The sequence below is a fragment of the uncultured Microbacterium sp. genome (genome assembly GCF_963528945.1).
Classification (GTDB): domain Bacteria; phylum Actinomycetota; class Actinomycetes; order Actinomycetales; family Microbacteriaceae; genus Microbacterium.
Genome location: NZ_CAURWX010000001.1, coordinates 979,786 through 995,742, shown reverse-complemented (window position 1 = coordinate 995,742; position 15,957 = coordinate 979,786). Strand labels below are relative to the sequence as shown.

Sequence of the window (15,957 nt, the reverse complement as noted above, 5' to 3'; positions counted from 1 at the left end):
CGCGGGGCGGCTTCTCGGGCGACGCGAGGGGGATCTCGGTCACGCCTACGACGTCTGCGGTGGCGTTTCCGGCTTGGCGGCGTCGTTCGTTGCCGCCTGGTTCTTCACCGTGCCGTCGGCCGGAGCCGGGGTGGTGCCATCGGTGTTCTCGGCCGCGTCTTCGGCCTTCATCGCCTTCATCTCACCGCGGAACACACGTGCAGACTGTCCCATGCTCTTCGCCAGTGCCGGCAGTTTCGCCGCACCGAAGAGGAGCAGGATGATGATGAGGATGATCCACAGGTGCGGACCCGCGAATAGATTGCCCATGAGAGTCTCCTCGTAGTTTGGTGCCAGTCTACCCGGCGTCGGTGGACGTGGGCTGATGGTAGAGGGCGAGTCCTGCGGCCGCCCATTCCCGCGTCGCCGTGCGTGCGATGCCGGGTTCGAGCACCTCGAGCGCTCCCCCGAAGCGGGCGGCGATGCGCTTGATACCCCGAGGATCGGCGAGATGCAGGTGCGCGGTGACCACGGCGTCGTGCGATTCGACGTCATCGGCCGACAGGAGCCCGCCGAGGAGCGGCGCCAGCCGATCCGGGAGCCGGACAGCGACCTGGCGATCCTCGACGCCCTCCGAGAAGGCCTCGGGCACCTGGTCGCCGCCGTGGGTGATGGGGATGTCGGTCAGCGTCGGAGCGCTCACGCGATCGAGGTGGAAGGTGCGCATGGCCTGTCGCATATGGCACCACCCCTGCAGGTACCACTGGCCGTTGGTGATCAGGATCTGCACCGGATCGACGGTGCGCGTGGTGATCGGAGCATCCGGGGCCTGATAGCGGAACGAGAGCGCCCGCCCCTCGTGCAGACCGCGAGCGACCGCCTCGCGCACCTCGTCGACGGCGCTCGGCGCGACGACGACCTCGGCGGGGGCGTCGGCGGCACCGCGCGACAGCTTCGAGATGAGGCCGGCGACCAGACCCGAGTCCGAGACCGCCGGCACCGCGGCGACCATCTGCAGACCGGCGAGGAGCGCCGCGGCCTCGCGGGCGGTGAAGCGCGGGACGCGCCGGAGGGCGACGTCGTTCGTGATCTCGATCACGTCTTCCTGCTCGAGCAGATCCCAGTTGATGTCGAACATCTCCTGGGGCTGCTGCCAGAAGCCGGACTCGCCGGGAAGACCGATCACCGTGAGCTTCTCGATCATCGCGCGCATCTCGCGCGGTGACACCCCGAACTCCTCGGCGGCCTCGGCGACGGAGACCTGGCCGTGTTCGAGCACGTACGGAACGAGGGTCAGGTACAGCCGCACCCGCTCCGAAGCGAGCAGGGGACGCGACGGTGCAGCGCTCATCGTCGTTCCTCCTCTCGATCGACGTGGGTGCTCGCAACCGCGGTCAGCCGCAGGATCACCGCATCGCGCAGCGAATCCGGCTCCACCACCCTGACCTCCGGTCCGTAGGACGCGAGCTCGTCGGCGAAGATGTGCAGATCGACGAAGGGCACGCGGATGCCCTGGACGGCCGGGGTGGCGCGGCGGCCCAGGCGCAACGCAGCCTCCGTGCCGGGCGTGACCTCGAGCAGGGCCGAATGCGCCGCGGCGACCGCCTCCAGACCGGACAGCGCCCGCTCCCCCGCTCCCTCGCGCAGCGCCGCGTCGAACGGTTCCGCGGTGACCGAGACGGCGCCGACGATGCGGCTCAACAGGAAGGTGCGCTCTTCGTCGAGGTCGACGTCGACGCCGAACACGTGCCAGCGCGCTTCGTAGTCGACCAGGGCGAGCGGGCGCACGCGACGTCGTCGCGCCGCATCCTCCCCGGGCTTCAGGTAGTCGAACACCACCACGCGCGTCTTCTCGATCGCCTCCTGCAGCGGCGCGAACGCGGCGTCGCGCGCCGTGATCCGCGGCGCGAAACCGATGATCGGCTCGTCGCCGTCGATGCCGAGCGCGCGGATCTTCCGCACCCCGGACTGCGCGTCGCCCGAGACCGACTCCGCGCTCCAGACGCTCCCCGCGAGCTGCAGCACGGCGAGTTCCGCCGGGGTGAACTCGATGTCCTCCGGCAGGTCGTACTCCGCCTGCGGGATCCGGTAGCGGGCCTCGCGGAGGTCGTTCGGGTCGGCCGCATCGCCGATCGTCTCGACGGGGATGCCGAGCGCACGGAGCTCGTCCTTGTCGCGCTCGAACATCTTCTCGAGCGCGTCGGTTCGCGTACCGGCCCCGGCGCGCTGCCGGTAGCCGGAGACGTTCTCGAGGATCTGCTGCTTCGTGAGCCCGATCTCCGTGGCCATCAGCGCCACCACGAGGTTCGTGAGGCGCTCCTCCGCGGGAATCCGGGCGGCCATCACGGCGAGGGGACGGGGACGGCGCCCAGGATGTCGACGACGAAGGCCATGGCGGCGGACCCGTCGGTCTTCGGCGCCACGATGAGCACCTGCGACCCCACCGTGTGGCCGACGAGGGCCTCGGCGATCGGCGGCGCGAGCTGCGCGAAGTCGATGATGGGCGCGTCGCCCCATGTGGTGCGCAGCACCTGCTTGTCGTCCCAGCCCACGGCGGTGAAGTGGACGAGGGGCAGCTGGTCGGCGGTCAGCTTCTCGCCGTCGCCCTCGATCAGCGTCTGCACGGTCTGCTCGTCGGGCGCGTCGACGTCGGGGATGATCACCCCGGGTGTGCCGTCGGGGGCCCGCACGACGGTCGGCATGTTGCGGGCGTCGTTGAAGCGCAGCGCGCCCTCGGCCTTCGGAAGGTACACGTCGACGACGTCGAGCACGAAGACGGCGGCGCCGTCGTCGTCGATGCCGAAGTTCGTGGCGTTTTGCGGGCCGAAGTCCTCGGGAGTGAGAGCTGCGACGACCCGCGAGCCGGCCGTCGCGCATTCGAGCGCCGGCGCGAGGCCGGGCACGCGCTCCGCCCACTGGTCGATGGTGATCGGTGCGCTGGTCGCCTCATCGAAGGGCTCGTCGTAGATTTTCTCGCCGGTACTGCCGTCGTAGATCGACAGCTGCAGCAGCATCGCCTGACCGTCGTCGGCCAGCGCGCGACCGTCACCGACGACGAGGTCGGCGAACGAACTCTTCGGCGTCGACAGCGGCGTGAACAGGTCGACATCGGTGCGACCGCCGATGTCGCCCTCGACCGAGACGGCGTCCCGCAGATCGGTGTTACCGCCCGCCCGCTCGCACGCGGCGTCGCCGGAGGTCGGCGCGGCCGTGCACCCGGTCAGAGCGAGGACGGCGAGGCTGAGGGTGGCCAGAGCGGCGGACGTTTTACGCACGCCCTCCAGTCTATTCGGTGTCCTGCTCCGATTCGCGCGCGGTGGCCGCGATGCGCGCGCCCTCGGCCGCCCTGGCGGCCTCACGGGCGCGCTTGCGCAGATTCTTGTCGCTGATCTCGCGGTCGCCCACCGCGCCGGGGGTCCACATCTCGACGTCTTCGTCGCCGTAGCTTGACTTCGACGCCCGGCGCTTGACCGACGGTGCCACAGCGCCCGGAGCGAGGCGGCGGGCCGTCAACAGGAAGCCCGTGTGGGCGACCATGCGGTGGTCCGGGCGAACCGCGAGCCCCTCGACGTGCCAGCCGCGAACCATGGTCTCGGACGCGTCGGGGTCGGTGAACAGGCCGGTGCTGCGGATGTACTCGGCCACCCGGGAGAGCTGGGTCGCCGTGGCGATGTAGCAGAGCACGACGCCGCCGGGCGTCAGCGCGTCGGCGACGACGTCGATGCACTCCCACGGCGCGAGCATGTCGAGGACCACACGGTCGACGGTGCCCGCCGGGAGCGTGGACGGCAGCGCCTCGACGAGATCGCCCACGACGACCTCCCACGTCGACGGCGTCTCGCCGAAGAACGTCTCGACGTTGCCGCGAGCCACCTCGGCGAAGTCGTCGCGGCGCTCGAACGAGACCAGCCGGCCCGCCGGACCGACCGCGCGCAGGAGCGAGAGCGAGAGCGCGCCGGAGCCGACGCCCGCTTCGACGACCGTCGCGCCCGGGAAGACATCCGCCTGCATGACGATCTGCGCCGCGTCCTTGGGGTAGACGATGGCCGCGCCGCGCGGCATCGACATCGCGAAGTCCCGCAGAAGGGGCCGCAGCGCCAGGTAGTCGTGTCCGGAGCTGTTGGCGACCACCGAGCCGTCGGGGAGGCCGATGAGGTCGCGGTGGCGGAGCACGCCGTGGTGGGTGTGCAGCTCGCCGTCCTCGCGCAGGGTCACCGTGTGCAGCCGGCCCTTCGGCCCGGTGAGCTGCACGCGGTCGCCTTCACGGAAGGCGCCGCTGGGCCGGTGGCTGTGGTTCTCGGTCATCGTGCGGCTCCTGCCGTGGTCGTGCGGCGGTCGTGCAGGTCGAGGAGGTCGGCTGCGCGCCGTCCCTCGAGCGTCGGCCAGAGTTCATGCGCACCTGCGTCGTCGAGCGGCACGATGTGCGGCACACCGAGGGTCACGGCGCCCGAGGCGACGCCGGCGCGCACACCCGTCGGAGAATCCTCGATGACGACCGCGTCGGCGATGTCGACGCCGAGCAGCGCCGCGGCCTGCAGGTACGGCTCGGGGTGGGGCTTGGGGTTCTCGACGTCGTCTCCGGCGACGACGAGTCGGAACGCGGGGAACTCGATCAGCTCGACCACGCTGAGCGCCATGCGGCGCAGCGACATCGTCACGAGCGCGGTGGGGACGCCCGCGTCATGGAGGTCGAGCAGGAGCTCGCGTGCACCCGGACGGAAGGGCACGCCGTCGTTGCGGAGCATCCGCTGCACCTCGTCGGTCAGATGGTCGACGATCGCCTGCGGCTCCAGCCGGACACCCGCGTTCTGGAGGATGATCGCGCTGTCGATGAGCCCGCTCCCGACGAGCTGCAGGCCGTCCTCATGGGTCCAGGAACCGCCGAAGGATTCGACCAGGCGGGTCTCCGCCGCCATCCAGTACGGCTCGGTGTCGACGACGGTTCCATCCATGTCCCAGAGGACGGCGCGGGGCTGAATACTCACCGAGCCATGTTATCCGCCTGTCGCGCCCGACCTCCGCCGCGCGCGACTAGCCTGGGGTGATCGCATCGGCACGGGAACGGAAGGGGATCACGATGGATGTTCTCGGTTCGCGCATCGTGATCGTGGCCTTCGACGGCTGGAACGACGCGGGCGAGGCCGCGAGCAGCGCGGTCACCGCGATGCGCGGGGACACCGCCTACGACCTCGTGCACTCCGTCGACCCCGAGCTCTACTTCGACTACCAGTACACCCGCCCGTCGTCTCGCCTCGACTCCGACGGACGTCGCCGCCTCACGTGGCCGGAGGCGACGCTCTGGCGCCCTCGCGACCCCGCCCCCGGCACCGAGTTCTGGCTCCTCACCGGCGTCGAACCCGCGCGCACGTGGCAGGCCTTCGCATCGGAGTTCATCGACGTCGCCCTGCGCGACGACGTGACCGGATTCGTCTTCCTCGGCGCCATGCTCGCCGACGTGCCGCACTCCCGCCCCATCTCGATCTTCGCGGCGAGCCAGAACGACCAGGTGCGCGAGCAGCTCGGTCTCGAGAAGTCGCTGTACGAGGGGCCCGTGGGCATCCTGAGCGTGCTCGAGCACTTCGCCGAGTCCGCCGGCATCCCGACGGCGACCCTCTGGGCCAGCGTGCCGCACTACGTCGCCAACTCCACCCCCTCACCCAAGGTGACCCTCGCGCTGCTCGATCGCCTCGACGAGCTGACCGGCGTCGACGTGCCGCGCACCTCCCTCCGTACCGAGGCGGCCGCCTGGGAGGCGTCGATCGACGCCGCGGCGGCCGACGACGAGGAGATGAGCGAGTACATCCGCCAGCTCGAGAAGACCCGCGACACGTGGGACTCGCCGGAGGCCTCCGGCGACGCCATCGCGCAGGAGTTCGAGCGGTATCTGCGTCGCCGCGGCGACGGACCCGGCGACCACAAGCGCTGAGGCGCCGGCGTCGGTATCAGGCGGCGATGACGCCCGTGCCGAGCAGGATCAGGATGACCGCACCCAGCACGATGCGGTAGATCACGAACGGCAGGAAGCTGCGCTTCGAGATCCAGCTCATGAAGAACGCGATCACGCCGAGGGCGACGACGAACGCGATACCGGTGGCCGCGAGGGTGTCGCCGAGCGAGAAGAACGACGGCTCTCCCCAGCTCTTGGCGAGCTGGTAGAACCCGCTGCCGAACACCGCCGGGATCGCGAGCAGGAACGCGTAGCGGGCAGCCGCGGCTCGCTCGTACCCGAGGAACAGGCCCATCGTGATGGTGCCGCCGGAGCGCGAGACGCCCGGCACGAGCGACAGGGCCTGCGCCATACCGAAGGCGACACCGTGCGGGTAGGTCAGCTGATTCAGGGCACGCTTCTTCGCGCCGACGTGGTCGGCGATGCCGAGGAGCACGCCGAACACGATGAGCATGATCGCGACGATCCAGAGCGAGCGGAACACCGTTTCGATCTGGTCCTGGAACAGCAGACCGAGCACGACGATCGGAATGCTGCCGAGGATGATGAGCCACCCCATGCGCGCATCGGGGTCGTTGCGCGGCGCCTTGCCCACCAGCGACCGGAACCACTGCGTGATGATGCGCACGATGTCGCGCCAGAAGAAGACGACCACCGCGGCCTCGGTGCCGATCTGGGTGATCGCGGTGAACGCTGCTCCCGGGTCCTCTCCGGAGGGCAGGAAAGTGCCGAGGATGCGCAGATGGGCGCTGGACGAGATCGGGAGGAACTCGGTCAGTCCCTGGACGATGCCGAGGATGAGCGCTTCGAGGAGATGCATGAGGCCTTCTGAGGAGTCGACGGGCGCGGGTGCGCGGGCGCTCAGTACGAGCGCAGCAGATCGGCCAGCACCCGCTGGCCGAAGACAAGCGAGTCTACGGGTACTCGCTCGTCGACCCCGTGGAACATCCCGGTGAAGTCGAGGTCGGCGGGAAGACGCAACGGTGCGAAGCCGTACCCGGTGATACCGAGCGTCGACAGCGCCTTGTTGTCGGTGCCGGCACCGAGGAGGTAGGGGATCACCGGGACGCCCGGGTCGTGCCGGCCGAGGCTCGCCACCATCGCCTCGACGAGCTCTCCCTCGAACGGGGTCTCCATGCCGATGTCGCGCACGACCGTCTCGATCTCGATTTCGTCACCGACGATCTGCTGCAGCTCGGCGAGTACCGCATCCTCGGTGCCGGGGAGCACCCGCACGTCGATGAGCGCCTCGGCGCGCTCGGGGATCACATTGTGCTTGTACCCGGCGCTGAGCGCGGTGGGGTTGGTCGTGGTGCGGAACGTGGAGCGCAGGAACGCCTCGGCTGGCCCGGCGGCGGCCGCGAGGGCGTCGGGGTCGTCGGTCCCCCGTCCGGTGAGCTCGCCGAGGCCGGCGATGAGCGCGGAAGTGGTGGGAGTGAGCCGCAGCGGCCAGCGCGTTCGGCCGATCTTCGCCACGGCCTCGGCGAGGGCGGTCACGGCGTTGTCGTCGTGCAGACGGCTGCCGTGGCCGGCGCGCCCGCGCGCCACCAGGCGGATCCAGATCAGCGCCTTCTCCCCCACCTGCAGCAGGTAGGCGCGTCGGTCGTCGACGGTGATCGAGTACCCACCGACCTCGCTGATCGCGGTCTCCGCTCCCGCGAACCATTCCGGGCGATCGCGCACCACGAGCGCCGATCCCTCCACACCGCCGTTCTCCTCGTCGGCGAAGAACGCCAGAACGAGATCGCGCGCGGGGCGCTCCCCCGCGCGCAGGATGTCGGCGACGGCGGTGAGGATCATCGCGTTCATGTTCTTCATGTCGACGGCCCCTCGACCCCACAGCATCCCGTCCTGCACGATGCCGGCGAAGGGGTCGACCGTCCAGTCCTCGGCGACGGCGGGGACGACGTCGAGGTGACCGTGCACGACGAGTGCGGGCAAGGACCGATCACGACCCGCGACCCGCGCCATGACGTTGGTCCGACGCGGGATCGGCTCGTAGGACTCGACCTCGAGGCCGAGCTCCTGCAGATAGGCGGTGACGTACTCGGCGGCTTCGCGCTCGCCCTCCGCCCGGCCGCCGCCGTAGTTCGAGGTGTCGAAGCGGATCAGGTCGGCCGCGACGCGCACGACCTCGGGGAGCGACGAGGGGGTCATGGCCCCAGGCTATCGAAGAGGCGTGCCACGCCCGGGCGTCGCGCTCGGTTCGAGCGGGGGTCGCGAACGTGGTAATGTCATTTCTCGGCCGGGAACGGCTGATCCAACACCTGCGCGGGTGGCGGAATGGTAGACGCGCTAGCTTGAGGTGCTAGTGCCCGATAGGGCGTGGGGGTTCAAGTCCCCCTCCGCGCACGGACAAGAGGCCGGGAGTCATCGACTCCCGGCCTCTTCTGCGTCCACGGCTTCCGGCTTCGGCGGCCGATCGGTGCGCGAACACTCCGCGACGAGCACCCGCGCACCGACAGGGGCGGGCTCAGACCGCCCCGACGCCGAACAGCAGCCCCAACAGGTAAGTGATCGCGGCAGCGCCGAAACCGATCGCCAGCTGCCGCAGCGCGCGGCGCAGGGGCGGACCGCCCGACAGGATGCCGACCATAGCACCGGTGCTCAGCAGAGCGATTCCCACGAGCACGAGTGCCAGCACCACCGCCGCCGTGCCCGTGAGACCGAAGATCCAGGGCAGCACCGGGATAATCGCCCCCGATGCGAAAAGCAGGAAGCTCGTGAGAGCGGCCATCCAGTCGCTCCCGACGATCTCGTGCTCGTCGGCAGCGTGCGTACCGATCGGCCCCGTCGCCGTTCGGCGCACACCTTCCTGCGCCGCGGCGACGATACGACGCGCCTTCGCCAAAGCCTCGTCTGGAGCGACGCCGCGCGCCCGGTAGACGAGGGCGAGCTCGTTCTCGTCGATGTCGAGGTCGTGCGCCGATGCCGCGGCGTCTTCGTTGGCCTCGGTCGCCGCGAGCAACTCGCGCTGGGACCGCACCGAGACGAACTCGCCCGCGCCCATCGACAGGGCGCCCGCGAGCAGCCCCGCGACGCCGCTGAAGAGCACGAACGACGAGCTGACCCCGGTGGCACCGATGCCGAGTACGAGCGCGAGATTGCTGACGAGACCGTCGTTCGCCCCGAAGACCGCCGCGCGGAACGAACCGGACAGCCGCCGGCGACCTCGAGCCGCCAGCCCCCGGACGACCTCGTAGTGCACCTTCTCGTCGGCGCGCATGGCGGGCGTCGCGTACTGCTCGGCGTCGTACGGCGATCGCGCCTCCGCCACCTGCGCGAGCGCCAGCACGAAGATCGAACCGAAGCGGCCGGCCATCCAGCCGAGCAGCCGGGAGCGGATGCCGGCGCGCGGCAGTCGCTCGGGTGTACCGCCGAGGAGGTCGATCCAGTGCTGCTCGTGTCGACGTTCGGCGTCGGCGAGACGGAGCAGGATGTCGCGCTCCTCCCCCGTCCTGCTCTCGGCGAGCCGCTGGTAGACCCGGCCCTCGGCGCGCTCCTCGACGAGGTAGCGCGCCCAGCGTCGACGGTCTGCGGCGGTGGGCTCGGCGAGCGGGGTGGTCATGCATCCTCCTGGGCGATCGGGCAACCGTTCCACGCTAGCCGGGCGCCCCGCTGCGACCGGCGCGGAGCCGCCGATTGACAGCATTTCGGGCTTCCGAAGCCCGCCCCGTCCGAGGTGCCGTCAGGAGCGGACGCGTTTGCGTAGCACGTCGATCCGGGCCTGCAGCTGCGTCACCGTGGCCTGGGCGACGGCCGGCCCGCCGCAGATGCGACGCAGCTCGGCGTGCACCGCGCCATGCGGCTCGCCCTTCTGCCGCGCGTAGAGCCCCACGAGGCTGTTCAGCAGCTGACGCTGCTCCTTCAGCGTGCGGTGCAGCGGGGCGGGGAGCGTCGTCGTCTGCTCGGGCCCCGCACTCGCCTCTCGCGCCTCCCGCAGCCGCGACTGACGCGCCTGACGCTGCATGAGCAGGTCATGCACGTGCTCGGGCTCGAGCAGCCCAGGGAACCCGATGAACTCCTCCTCCTCGGGCGTGCCGGGCTCGGCGAGCTGACCGAACTCCTGGCCCTCGAACACCACCCGATCGAAGTGAGCGACCGACGAGAGCGCCTGATAGCTGAACTCCTGGGTCAGCGCATCCGACGTCTCCTCCTCGCGGTTGGCGCTCTCGAGCAACGAGTCGTCGAGGCCGTCGTCGTCTTTCGACTGCCGGTCCAGCGCGTGGTCGCGCTGCTTGTCCATCTCGTTCGCCAGCCCCATGAGGACCGGGACCTGCGGCAGGAAGACGCTGGCCGCCTCGCCGCGCCGACGTGCACGCACGAAACGGCCGATGGCCTGGGCGAAGAACAGGGGCGTCGACGACGAGGTCGCGTACACGCCCACCGCCAGACGGGGGACGTCGACGCCCTCCGACACCATGCGCACCGCGACCATCCAGCGGTCGTCGCTCGCACTGAACTTCTCGATGCGCTCCGAGGCGGTCGTGTCGTCGGAGAGCACGATCGTCGGCTGCTGCCGCGTGATGCTGTGCAGGATCTTGGCGTAGGCGCGGGCCACGGTCTGGTCGGTCGCGAGCACGAGCCCGCCGGCATCCGGCACATGATGGCGGATCTCGGTGAGGCGTCGGTCGGCCGCCGAGAGCACGGCGGGCATCCACTCGCCCTCGGGGTCGAGCGCGGTGCGCCAGGCCTGCGAGGTCACGTCCTTGGTGTTGTCCTGCCCGAGATGGGTCTCGAGCTCGTCGCCCGAGGTCGTGCGCCACCGCATCTTGCCCGCGTACATGTGGAAGAGCACGGGGCGCACGACGCCGTCGGCGAGGGCCCGCCCGTACCCGTAGTTGTAATCGGTGCGCGAGATGCGGGCGCCGGACTCGTCAGGGTGGTACTCGACGAACGGGATGGGCGCGGTATCGCTGCGGAACGGCGTCCCCGAGAGCAGCAGTCGTCGTGTGGCCGGTCCGTAGGCGTCGCGGATCGCGTCGCCCCAGCTGAGCGCGTCGCCGCCGTGGTGCACCTCGTCGAGGATGACGAGGGTCTTCGCGTCTTCGGTGAGATGGCGGTGCACCGACGACTTCGCCGCGACCTGGGCATAGGTCACCACGGCACCGTGATAGTGCCGCGCGGGCGCCCAGTGGCTGTTCTTGAACGCGGGGTCGAGACGGATGTGCACGCGGGCTGCCGCATCGGCCCACTGCGTCTTGAGGTGCTCGGTGGGGGCCACCACGATGATGCGGTTGATCTCGCCCGAGCGCATCAGCTCGACGGCGAGCGTGAGGGCGAACGTCGTCTTGCCGGCGCCCGGCGTGGCGGCGACCAGGAAGTCGCGCTGGTCGGCGGCGAAGTACTGATCCAGGGCCTCTTGCTGCCAGGCGCGCAGCTTGTTGGCGGTTCCCCACGGAGCTCGCTGAGGGAAGGACGGAGAGAGCATCGGATCAACGATAATCGGTCGCCTCCGACATCGGCGCGCGCCCGGCATCGAACAGGTCGTCGGAGTAGGCTCGGGCGTGCGCCGCGACCTCCGTCGCTTCGGCGCGCGTTCGCGAAGGAGAGCGGGATGACAGACCAGGATTCGCCCCGGACCCCCTACGTCCCCAATGACGCTCCGCACCCCTGGCGTCGATTCGTGGCCATCGGCGACTCGTTCACCGAAGGCATCGGCGATCCGGATCCCGCGGTCCCCGGAGGTCACCGCGGCTGGGCGGACCGGGTCGCCGAGGTGCTGGCCCAGCAGGTCGACGACTTCGCGTACGCCAATCTCGCGGTGCGCGGAAAGCTGGTCGCGCAGATCGTCCGCGACCAGATCGAACCGGCCGTGGCCCTCCACCCCGACCTCGTCTCGATCTCCGCAGGCGGCAACGATGTCATCCGGCCCGGTACCGACCCCGACGCGATCGCCGCGCAGCTGGAGGACGCGGTCTCGCGCCTCGCCTCCACCGGGGCCGCCGTGCTGCTGTTCACCGGCATCGACACGGCATTCACGCCGGTGTTCCGGCCGTTCCGCGGCAAGGTCGCCATCTACAACGAGAACATCCGGGCGATCGCCGAGCGCCACGACTGCATCGTCGCCGACCAGTGGGCGCTGAAGGTGGTGCAGGACCCGCGGTTCTTCGACGACGACCGCCTGCACTACAACACGCTGGGGCACCACGAGATCGCCCGCATGGTGCTGCGCGCCCTCAACGTGCCCAACGACCTGGAGGCGATGCAGCCCGAGCCCCTGCCGGTGCGCACGTGGCGCGAGGCCCGCGCAGGGGACTTCGGCTGGGCACGCGAGCACCTCGTGCCCTGGGTGCTCCGCCGCCTCCGCCACCAGTCGTCGGGAGACCACGTCGCCGCCAAGCGTCCGGAGCCGTCGCCGATCGTCTTCCCCGAGAGCCACTGAGCACGCCGCCCTCGCGGGCGGGGAAGCCGCGATCGCCTCAGCGGGAGAGCGCCCAGAGGGCGACCGCCGCCGCGGACGCGACGTTCAGTGAGTCCACTCCTCCGGACATCGGGATCATGACCGTGTGGTCCGCGCTCGCGAGCGCCCCCGCCGAGAGCCCCTCGCCCTCGGAGCCCAGCATCAGAGCCACCCGGGCCGGGCGCTTCGCGACGTAGGCGTCGAGAGTGACGGCGCGCTCGTCGAGGGCGAGTGCTGCGAGGGAGAACCCCTCGGCGCGCAGGTCCGCCATCGCGACATGCCAGTCGTCGATCCGCGTCCAGGGAACCTGGAACACGGTCCCCATGCTCACCCGCACGCTGCGGCGGTACAGCGGATCGGCGCAGCGCGGCGCGACCAGCACCGCGTCGGCGCCCAGCGCCGCGGCGGCCCGGAAGGCGGCGCCGATGTTCGCATGGTCGCCGATGCCCTCGAGGATGACGACGAGACGCCCTCCGGCGACGGTCTCCCGGACGCCGGGGAGAATGGGGCGATGCATCGCGGCGAGGGCGCCCCGATGAACGTCGTACCCGGTCACGGCCTCGGCGACGGCATCCGGCACCACGTACACCGGGACGTCGACGGTCTCGAGCATCGCGGCGACCGCCTTCAGCCGACGCTGCTGCACTATGACGGAGCGCGGCCGATGGCCCGCGGCGATGGCCCGCTCGATGACGGTCGCCGATTCGGCGATGTACAGCCCGCCCGCGGGCTCCATGCGCAGGCGCAGGGCGGTGTCGGTGAGCGAGCGGTAGTCGTCGAGACGCGCGTCGTCCGCGGCGCCGAGGTGCACGATCTCCATAGACCTCCACTGTCGCACGTCGCGCCGGGCCTCCGACGCCACCCGTCGGACCCGGCCCGTAGAATCGCAGAGGAGGCTCCGTGACCACGATCGCAGACGAGGAGATCCGGCGTCGTATCGAACAGGCGGCCGGTCTGCTCCGCGGAACCCGGATCGCGCTCCTCACCGGCGCGGGCGTCTCGACCGACTCGGGCATCCCCGCGTATCGCGGCGAGGGCGCTCCCCCGCGCAGCAACCCCATGACTATCCAGACGTACCTCGGCGACGAGGCCGCCCGCCGACGCTACTGGGTGGGCGGGCATCTCGGATGGCGGGCCTTCGCCCGTGCGGCGCCGAACCGCGGTCACACCGCGCTCGCCGAGATGGAGGCCTCCGGGGCCGTCAGCGGGGTGATCACTCAGAACGTCGACGGATTGCACCTGCGCGCCGGCAGCTCGCACGTGATCGAGGTGCACGGCACGATGCGCCGGGTTCTCTGCCTGCACTGCGGACAGGTCTTCGATCGACGCGACGTCGCCGTGCAGATCGAAGAGCTCAACCCGTGGATCACCGTGCCGGAGAACGTCAAACTCAACCCCGACGGCGATGTCCTCCCCGAGACGGTCGACGGCTTCGTGATCCCCCGGTGCACGGTGTGCGACGGGATGCTCAAGCCCGACGTGGTGTTCTTCGGAGAGTACGTGCCGCTCGACCGCTTCCGCGCCGCCGAGTCGCTGCTGCGCTCCAGCACCGCTCTGATCGTCGCCGGCTCCTCGCTCGTCGTGAATTCGGGAGTGCGACTCGTCGAGCGCGCCCGTCGTCGCGGCATCCCCCTGATCATCGTCAACCACGAGCCCACGCGCGCCGATGTCTGGGCCCATGTCACCATCGCGGCCGGCACGAGCGACGTGCTCCCGGCCCTGCAGGAGCTTCTCACGTGACCCTTCTCACCCTCGTCCGCCATGGACAGACGGACTGGAACCTCGCCCGCCGCATCCAGGGGTCGACCGACATCCCCCTGAACGACACGGGTCGCGCCGACGCCCGGTGGGCGGCCGGTCAGCTCGACGGCTCGACGCACCATGCCATCTACGCCAGCCCTCTCGCGCGTGCACGGGAGACTGCGGAGATCATCGCGGAGGCCATCGGTCTCGACGGGCCGGTGCTCGTGCCCGACCTGCGCGAGCGCGAGTTCGGCGACGGCGAAGGGATGCTCGTCGAGGACTACCTGCGCACCTACGGCGACTGGGACGCCGCGGTGCCCGGCGCCGAGACGCTGGGCGAGGTGGCCGAACGTGCTCTGCGGGCGCTCGACGTCATCGCCCGCGACGCCCGACGGCGCTCGGCGCCGATGGCCGAGTCCGTCATCGTCGTCGCGCACGGCGGCGTGATCCGCGCCCTCGTCGATCACGTGTCCGGCGGCACGCTGCCACGTGTCGGCGACGTCATCCGCAACGGCTCGGCGACGCGCTTCGAGGCATCGCCGGGTTCCCTGCGTCTGCTGGAGCAGAACGTCCTGCTCTGAGTCGCCCGGTCACCCTGCCCGGTCGACCACCGATCGGGCATGGCGCAGCACGGGTTCGTCGACCATCCGTCCCTCGTACCGGAAGACACCGCGCTCCCCCTCCGCGGCCGCGAGCACCCCGCGCGCCCACGCGACGAGTGCCGCATCCGGCCGGTAGGCGGCGCGGATGGCGTCGACCTGACCCGGATGAATGCACGCGGTCGCCCGGAACCCGGAGGCGGCGGCATCGGCGGCCTCCTCCTCCAAGCCGGCGAGATCGTCGATGTCGAGATGCACCGCGTCGATCGCCGCCCGACCGCGCGCACCGGCCGCCACGAGAACACGCGATCGCGCGTATCGGGCGACGTCTCGGTACGCGCCGTCCGGGCGTCGGCTCGATGTTCCGCCCAAGGACGCCACGAGGTCTTCCGCACCCCACATGAGCGCCGTGACCCGCGGGTGGGCGGCAAGGGCATCGGCGGCCTGCACGCCACGGGCGGTCTCGCACAGGCCGACCACCGCATAGTCCGCGTCGAACACATCGAGCGCCGCCGGATCTTCCGCCTTCGCCACCATCACGGTGCGGAACGGCGAGGCGGCGACCGCTTCCAGGTCGGCCGCGAACTCCGCGCTGTCCGGCGCGTTCACCCGCACGATGACGCGCGCGGGGTCGAGGTCCGCGTCGACCACGTTCGCGCGGGCGACGGCTTTCGCCTCGGGTCGCACCGCGTCTTCGAGGTCGAGGATCACCGCGTCGGCGCGCGACGCCGCCTTCGCGAAGCGCTCGGGGCGGTCGGCGGGGCAGAACAGCAGAGCAGGGCCCAGGGTGAAGGTCACGACGCGCTCTCCTCGGGGTGTCGGTGAACGAGCACGGAGCGCGACGCGGTCGCCACCACCACCCCGTCCTGATTGCGGCCGGTGTGGGCGATCTCCACGATCCCCTGCGCGGGGCGGGAACCGGAGGGGCGCTTCGCCGTCACGACGCTCTCGGTGTACAGCGTGTCGCCGGCGAACAGCGGCTTCGGGAACGCGATGTCTCCCAGACCGAGCTGCGCGACGAGCGTGCCCTGCGTGAGCTGGGCGACGGATGCTCCGACCATGGTCGACAGCGTCCACATCGAGTTCATGAGCCGTGCGTGGAAGGGCTCCTGCGTCGCCGCGAATGCCGCATCGAGGTGCAGGGCCTGCATGTTCATCGTCAGCGTCGTGAACAGCACGTTATCCGCCTCGGTGGCCGTGCGCCCGGGGCGGTGCAGATACCGGGCCCCGACCTCGAACTCCTCGTAGTACAGCCCGCGCTGCACGATCTCCCGCTCGGTCATGCC

17 protein-coding genes and 1 tRNA gene are annotated in these 15,957 nt (G+C 70.7%); 5 read left to right on the top strand and 13 right to left on the bottom strand.

The genetic code is table 11. From position 1 onward, the window contains the following. Nucleotides 1–45: 45 nt before the first annotated feature. From RWS82_RS04670 to RWS82_RS04645, 6 genes are read right to left on the bottom strand one after another with little or no spacing between them, the layout of a single operon-like run. Entirely contained in the window at nt 46–309 is a 264-nt protein-coding gene (locus RWS82_RS04670; RefSeq protein WP_314647380.1) for a twin-arginine translocase TatA/TatE family subunit, read from the bottom strand. A gap of 28 nt (nt 310–337) precedes the next feature. Then, nucleotides 338–1,330 (bottom strand): WYL domain-containing protein, encoded by a 993-nt coding sequence (locus RWS82_RS04665; RefSeq protein ID WP_314647377.1) that lies wholly within the window; start codon nt 1,328–1,330, stop codon nt 338–340. Beyond that, the gene (locus RWS82_RS04660; protein ID WP_314647376.1) at nt 1,327–2,322 is read right to left on the bottom strand and encodes a WYL domain-containing protein; all 996 of its coding nucleotides are present in this window, start codon (nt 2,320–2,322) and stop codon (nt 1,327–1,329) included. Before RWS82_RS04660 ends, RWS82_RS04665 begins: the two co-directional genes overlap by 4 nt. Next, nucleotides 2,322–3,254 (bottom strand): hypothetical protein, encoded by a 933-nt coding sequence (locus RWS82_RS04655; protein ID WP_314647374.1) that lies wholly within the window; start codon nt 3,252–3,254, stop codon nt 2,322–2,324. Before RWS82_RS04655 ends, RWS82_RS04660 begins: the two co-directional genes overlap by 1 nt. Nucleotides 3,255–3,264: 10 nt before the next feature. After that, nucleotides 3,265–4,284 carry a tRNA (adenine-N1)-methyltransferase gene (locus RWS82_RS04650; protein ID WP_314647372.1) on the bottom strand — a complete coding sequence of 340 codons (1,020 nt, stop codon included), beginning with the start codon at nt 4,282–4,284 and terminating at the stop codon, nt 3,265–3,267. Beyond that, nucleotides 4,281–4,964 carry an HAD family phosphatase gene (locus tag RWS82_RS04645; RefSeq protein ID WP_314647371.1) on the bottom strand — a complete coding sequence of 228 codons (684 nt, stop codon included), beginning with the start codon at nt 4,962–4,964 and terminating at the stop codon, nt 4,281–4,283. The genes RWS82_RS04650 and RWS82_RS04645 overlap by 4 nt, the downstream gene beginning before the upstream one ends. 92 nt (nt 4,965–5,056) lie before the next feature. Here RWS82_RS04645 and RWS82_RS04640 point away from each other — a divergent pair, with 92 nt between their 5' ends. After that, nucleotides 5,057–5,905, top strand: a complete 849-nt coding sequence (locus RWS82_RS04640) for a PAC2 family protein (protein WP_314647369.1) — start codon at nt 5,057–5,059, stop codon at nt 5,903–5,905. A gap of 16 nt (nt 5,906–5,921) precedes the next feature. Here RWS82_RS04640 and RWS82_RS04635 read toward each other — a convergent pair whose 3' ends face one another. Both RWS82_RS04635 and RWS82_RS04630 read right to left on the bottom strand, forming a co-directional pair. Further along, nucleotides 5,922–6,746, bottom strand: a complete 825-nt coding sequence (locus RWS82_RS04635; RefSeq protein WP_314647367.1) for an undecaprenyl-diphosphate phosphatase — start codon at nt 6,744–6,746, stop codon at nt 5,922–5,924. Between the two features lie 41 nt (nt 6,747–6,787). Next, nucleotides 6,788–8,083, bottom strand: coding sequence for a M20/M25/M40 family metallo-hydrolase (locus RWS82_RS04630; protein ID WP_314647365.1), 1,296 nt, complete (start codon nt 8,081–8,083; stop codon nt 6,788–6,790). A 112-nt stretch (nt 8,084–8,195) separates the two neighbouring features. Between RWS82_RS04630 and RWS82_RS04625 the strand changes: the two genes are divergently transcribed. Further along, nucleotides 8,196–8,278, top strand: a tRNA-Leu gene (locus RWS82_RS04625). A gap of 121 nt (nt 8,279–8,399) precedes the next feature. On the opposite strand, the gene RWS82_RS04620 is transcribed toward RWS82_RS04625, so the two are convergent. Both RWS82_RS04620 and RWS82_RS04615 read right to left on the bottom strand, forming a co-directional pair. Continuing rightward, a complete protein-coding gene (locus RWS82_RS04620) occupies nt 8,400–9,494 on the bottom strand; it encodes a VIT1/CCC1 family protein (RefSeq protein WP_314647363.1) in 1,095 nt (364 codons plus the stop codon). Between the two features lie 120 nt (nt 9,495–9,614). Continuing rightward, nucleotides 9,615–11,357, bottom strand: a complete 1,743-nt coding sequence (locus RWS82_RS04615) for a DEAD/DEAH box helicase (protein ID WP_314647361.1) — start codon at nt 11,355–11,357, stop codon at nt 9,615–9,617. Nucleotides 11,358–11,483: 126 nt separating this feature from the next. On the opposite strand from RWS82_RS04615, the gene RWS82_RS04610 reads away from it, so the two are divergent. Next, nucleotides 11,484–12,311 carry an SGNH/GDSL hydrolase family protein gene (locus RWS82_RS04610; protein ID WP_314647360.1) on the top strand — a complete coding sequence of 276 codons (828 nt, stop codon included), beginning with the start codon at nt 11,484–11,486 and terminating at the stop codon, nt 12,309–12,311. A 37-nt stretch (nt 12,312–12,348) separates the two neighbouring features. Here the strand turns inward: RWS82_RS04610 and RWS82_RS04605 are convergent, their stop codons facing one another. Then, on the bottom strand, nt 12,349–13,149 hold the full coding sequence (locus RWS82_RS04605; RefSeq protein WP_314647358.1) for an RNA methyltransferase: 801 nt from the start codon (nt 13,147–13,149) through the stop codon (nt 12,349–12,351). Between the two features lie 80 nt (nt 13,150–13,229). Between RWS82_RS04605 and RWS82_RS04600 the strand changes: the two genes are divergently transcribed. Together RWS82_RS04600 and RWS82_RS04595 are read left to right on the top strand one after the other, a co-directional pair. Then, nucleotides 13,230–14,069 carry a Sir2 family NAD-dependent protein deacetylase gene (locus RWS82_RS04600; protein WP_314647357.1) on the top strand — a complete coding sequence of 280 codons (840 nt, stop codon included), beginning with the start codon at nt 13,230–13,232 and terminating at the stop codon, nt 14,067–14,069. Then, nucleotides 14,066–14,653: a histidine phosphatase family protein gene (locus tag RWS82_RS04595; RefSeq protein WP_314647355.1), complete on the top strand. Its 588-nt coding sequence runs from the start codon at nt 14,066–14,068 to the stop codon at nt 14,651–14,653. The genes RWS82_RS04600 and RWS82_RS04595 overlap by 4 nt, the downstream gene beginning before the upstream one ends. Nucleotides 14,654–14,662: 9 nt before the next feature. Here RWS82_RS04595 and RWS82_RS04590 read toward each other — a convergent pair whose 3' ends face one another. Beyond that, nucleotides 14,663–15,469, bottom strand: coding sequence for a CoA ester lyase (locus tag RWS82_RS04590; protein ID WP_314647354.1), 807 nt, complete (start codon nt 15,467–15,469; stop codon nt 14,663–14,665). Continuing rightward, nucleotides 15,466–15,954 carry a MaoC family dehydratase gene (locus RWS82_RS04585; RefSeq protein ID WP_314647352.1) on the bottom strand — a complete coding sequence of 163 codons (489 nt, stop codon included), beginning with the start codon at nt 15,952–15,954 and terminating at the stop codon, nt 15,466–15,468. Before RWS82_RS04585 ends, RWS82_RS04590 begins: the two co-directional genes overlap by 4 nt. Nucleotides 15,955–15,957 lie beyond the last annotated feature (3 nt).

Bases quoted from the DNA above. Each gene is read 5' to 3' on its own strand.
- RWS82_RS04635 (WP_314647367.1), bottom strand. From the start codon at position 6,746: ATGCATCTCCTCGAAGCGCTCATCCTCGGCATCGTCCAGGGACTGACC.
- RWS82_RS04605 (WP_314647358.1), bottom strand. From the start codon at position 13,149: ATGGAGATCGTGCACCTCGGCGCCGCGGACGACGCGCGTCTCGACGAC.
- RWS82_RS04640 (WP_314647369.1), top strand. From the start codon at position 5,057: ATGGATGTTCTCGGTTCGCGCATCGTGATCGTGGCCTTCGACGGCTGG.
- RWS82_RS04620 (WP_314647363.1), bottom strand. From the start codon at position 9,494: ATGACCACCCCGCTCGCCGAGCCCACCGCCGCAGACCGTCGACGCTGG.
- RWS82_RS04650 (WP_314647372.1), bottom strand. From the start codon at position 4,284: ATGACCGAGAACCACAGCCACCGGCCCAGCGGCGCCTTCCGTGAAGGC.
- RWS82_RS04670 (WP_314647380.1), bottom strand. From the start codon at position 309: ATGGGCAATCTATTCGCGGGTCCGCACCTGTGGATCATCCTCATCATC.
- RWS82_RS04610 (WP_314647360.1), top strand. From the start codon at position 11,484: ATGACAGACCAGGATTCGCCCCGGACCCCCTACGTCCCCAATGACGCT.
- RWS82_RS04630 (WP_314647365.1), bottom strand. From the start codon at position 8,083: ATGACCCCCTCGTCGCTCCCCGAGGTCGTGCGCGTCGCGGCCGACCTG.
- RWS82_RS04585 (WP_314647352.1), bottom strand. From the start codon at position 15,954: ATGACCGAGCGGGAGATCGTGCAGCGCGGGCTGTACTACGAGGAGTTC.
- RWS82_RS04615 (WP_314647361.1), bottom strand. From the start codon at position 11,357: ATGCTCTCTCCGTCCTTCCCTCAGCGAGCTCCGTGGGGAACCGCCAAC.
- RWS82_RS04660 (WP_314647376.1), bottom strand. From the start codon at position 2,322: ATGGCCGCCCGGATTCCCGCGGAGGAGCGCCTCACGAACCTCGTGGTG.
- RWS82_RS04665 (WP_314647377.1), bottom strand. From the start codon at position 1,330: ATGAGCGCTGCACCGTCGCGTCCCCTGCTCGCTTCGGAGCGGGTGCGG.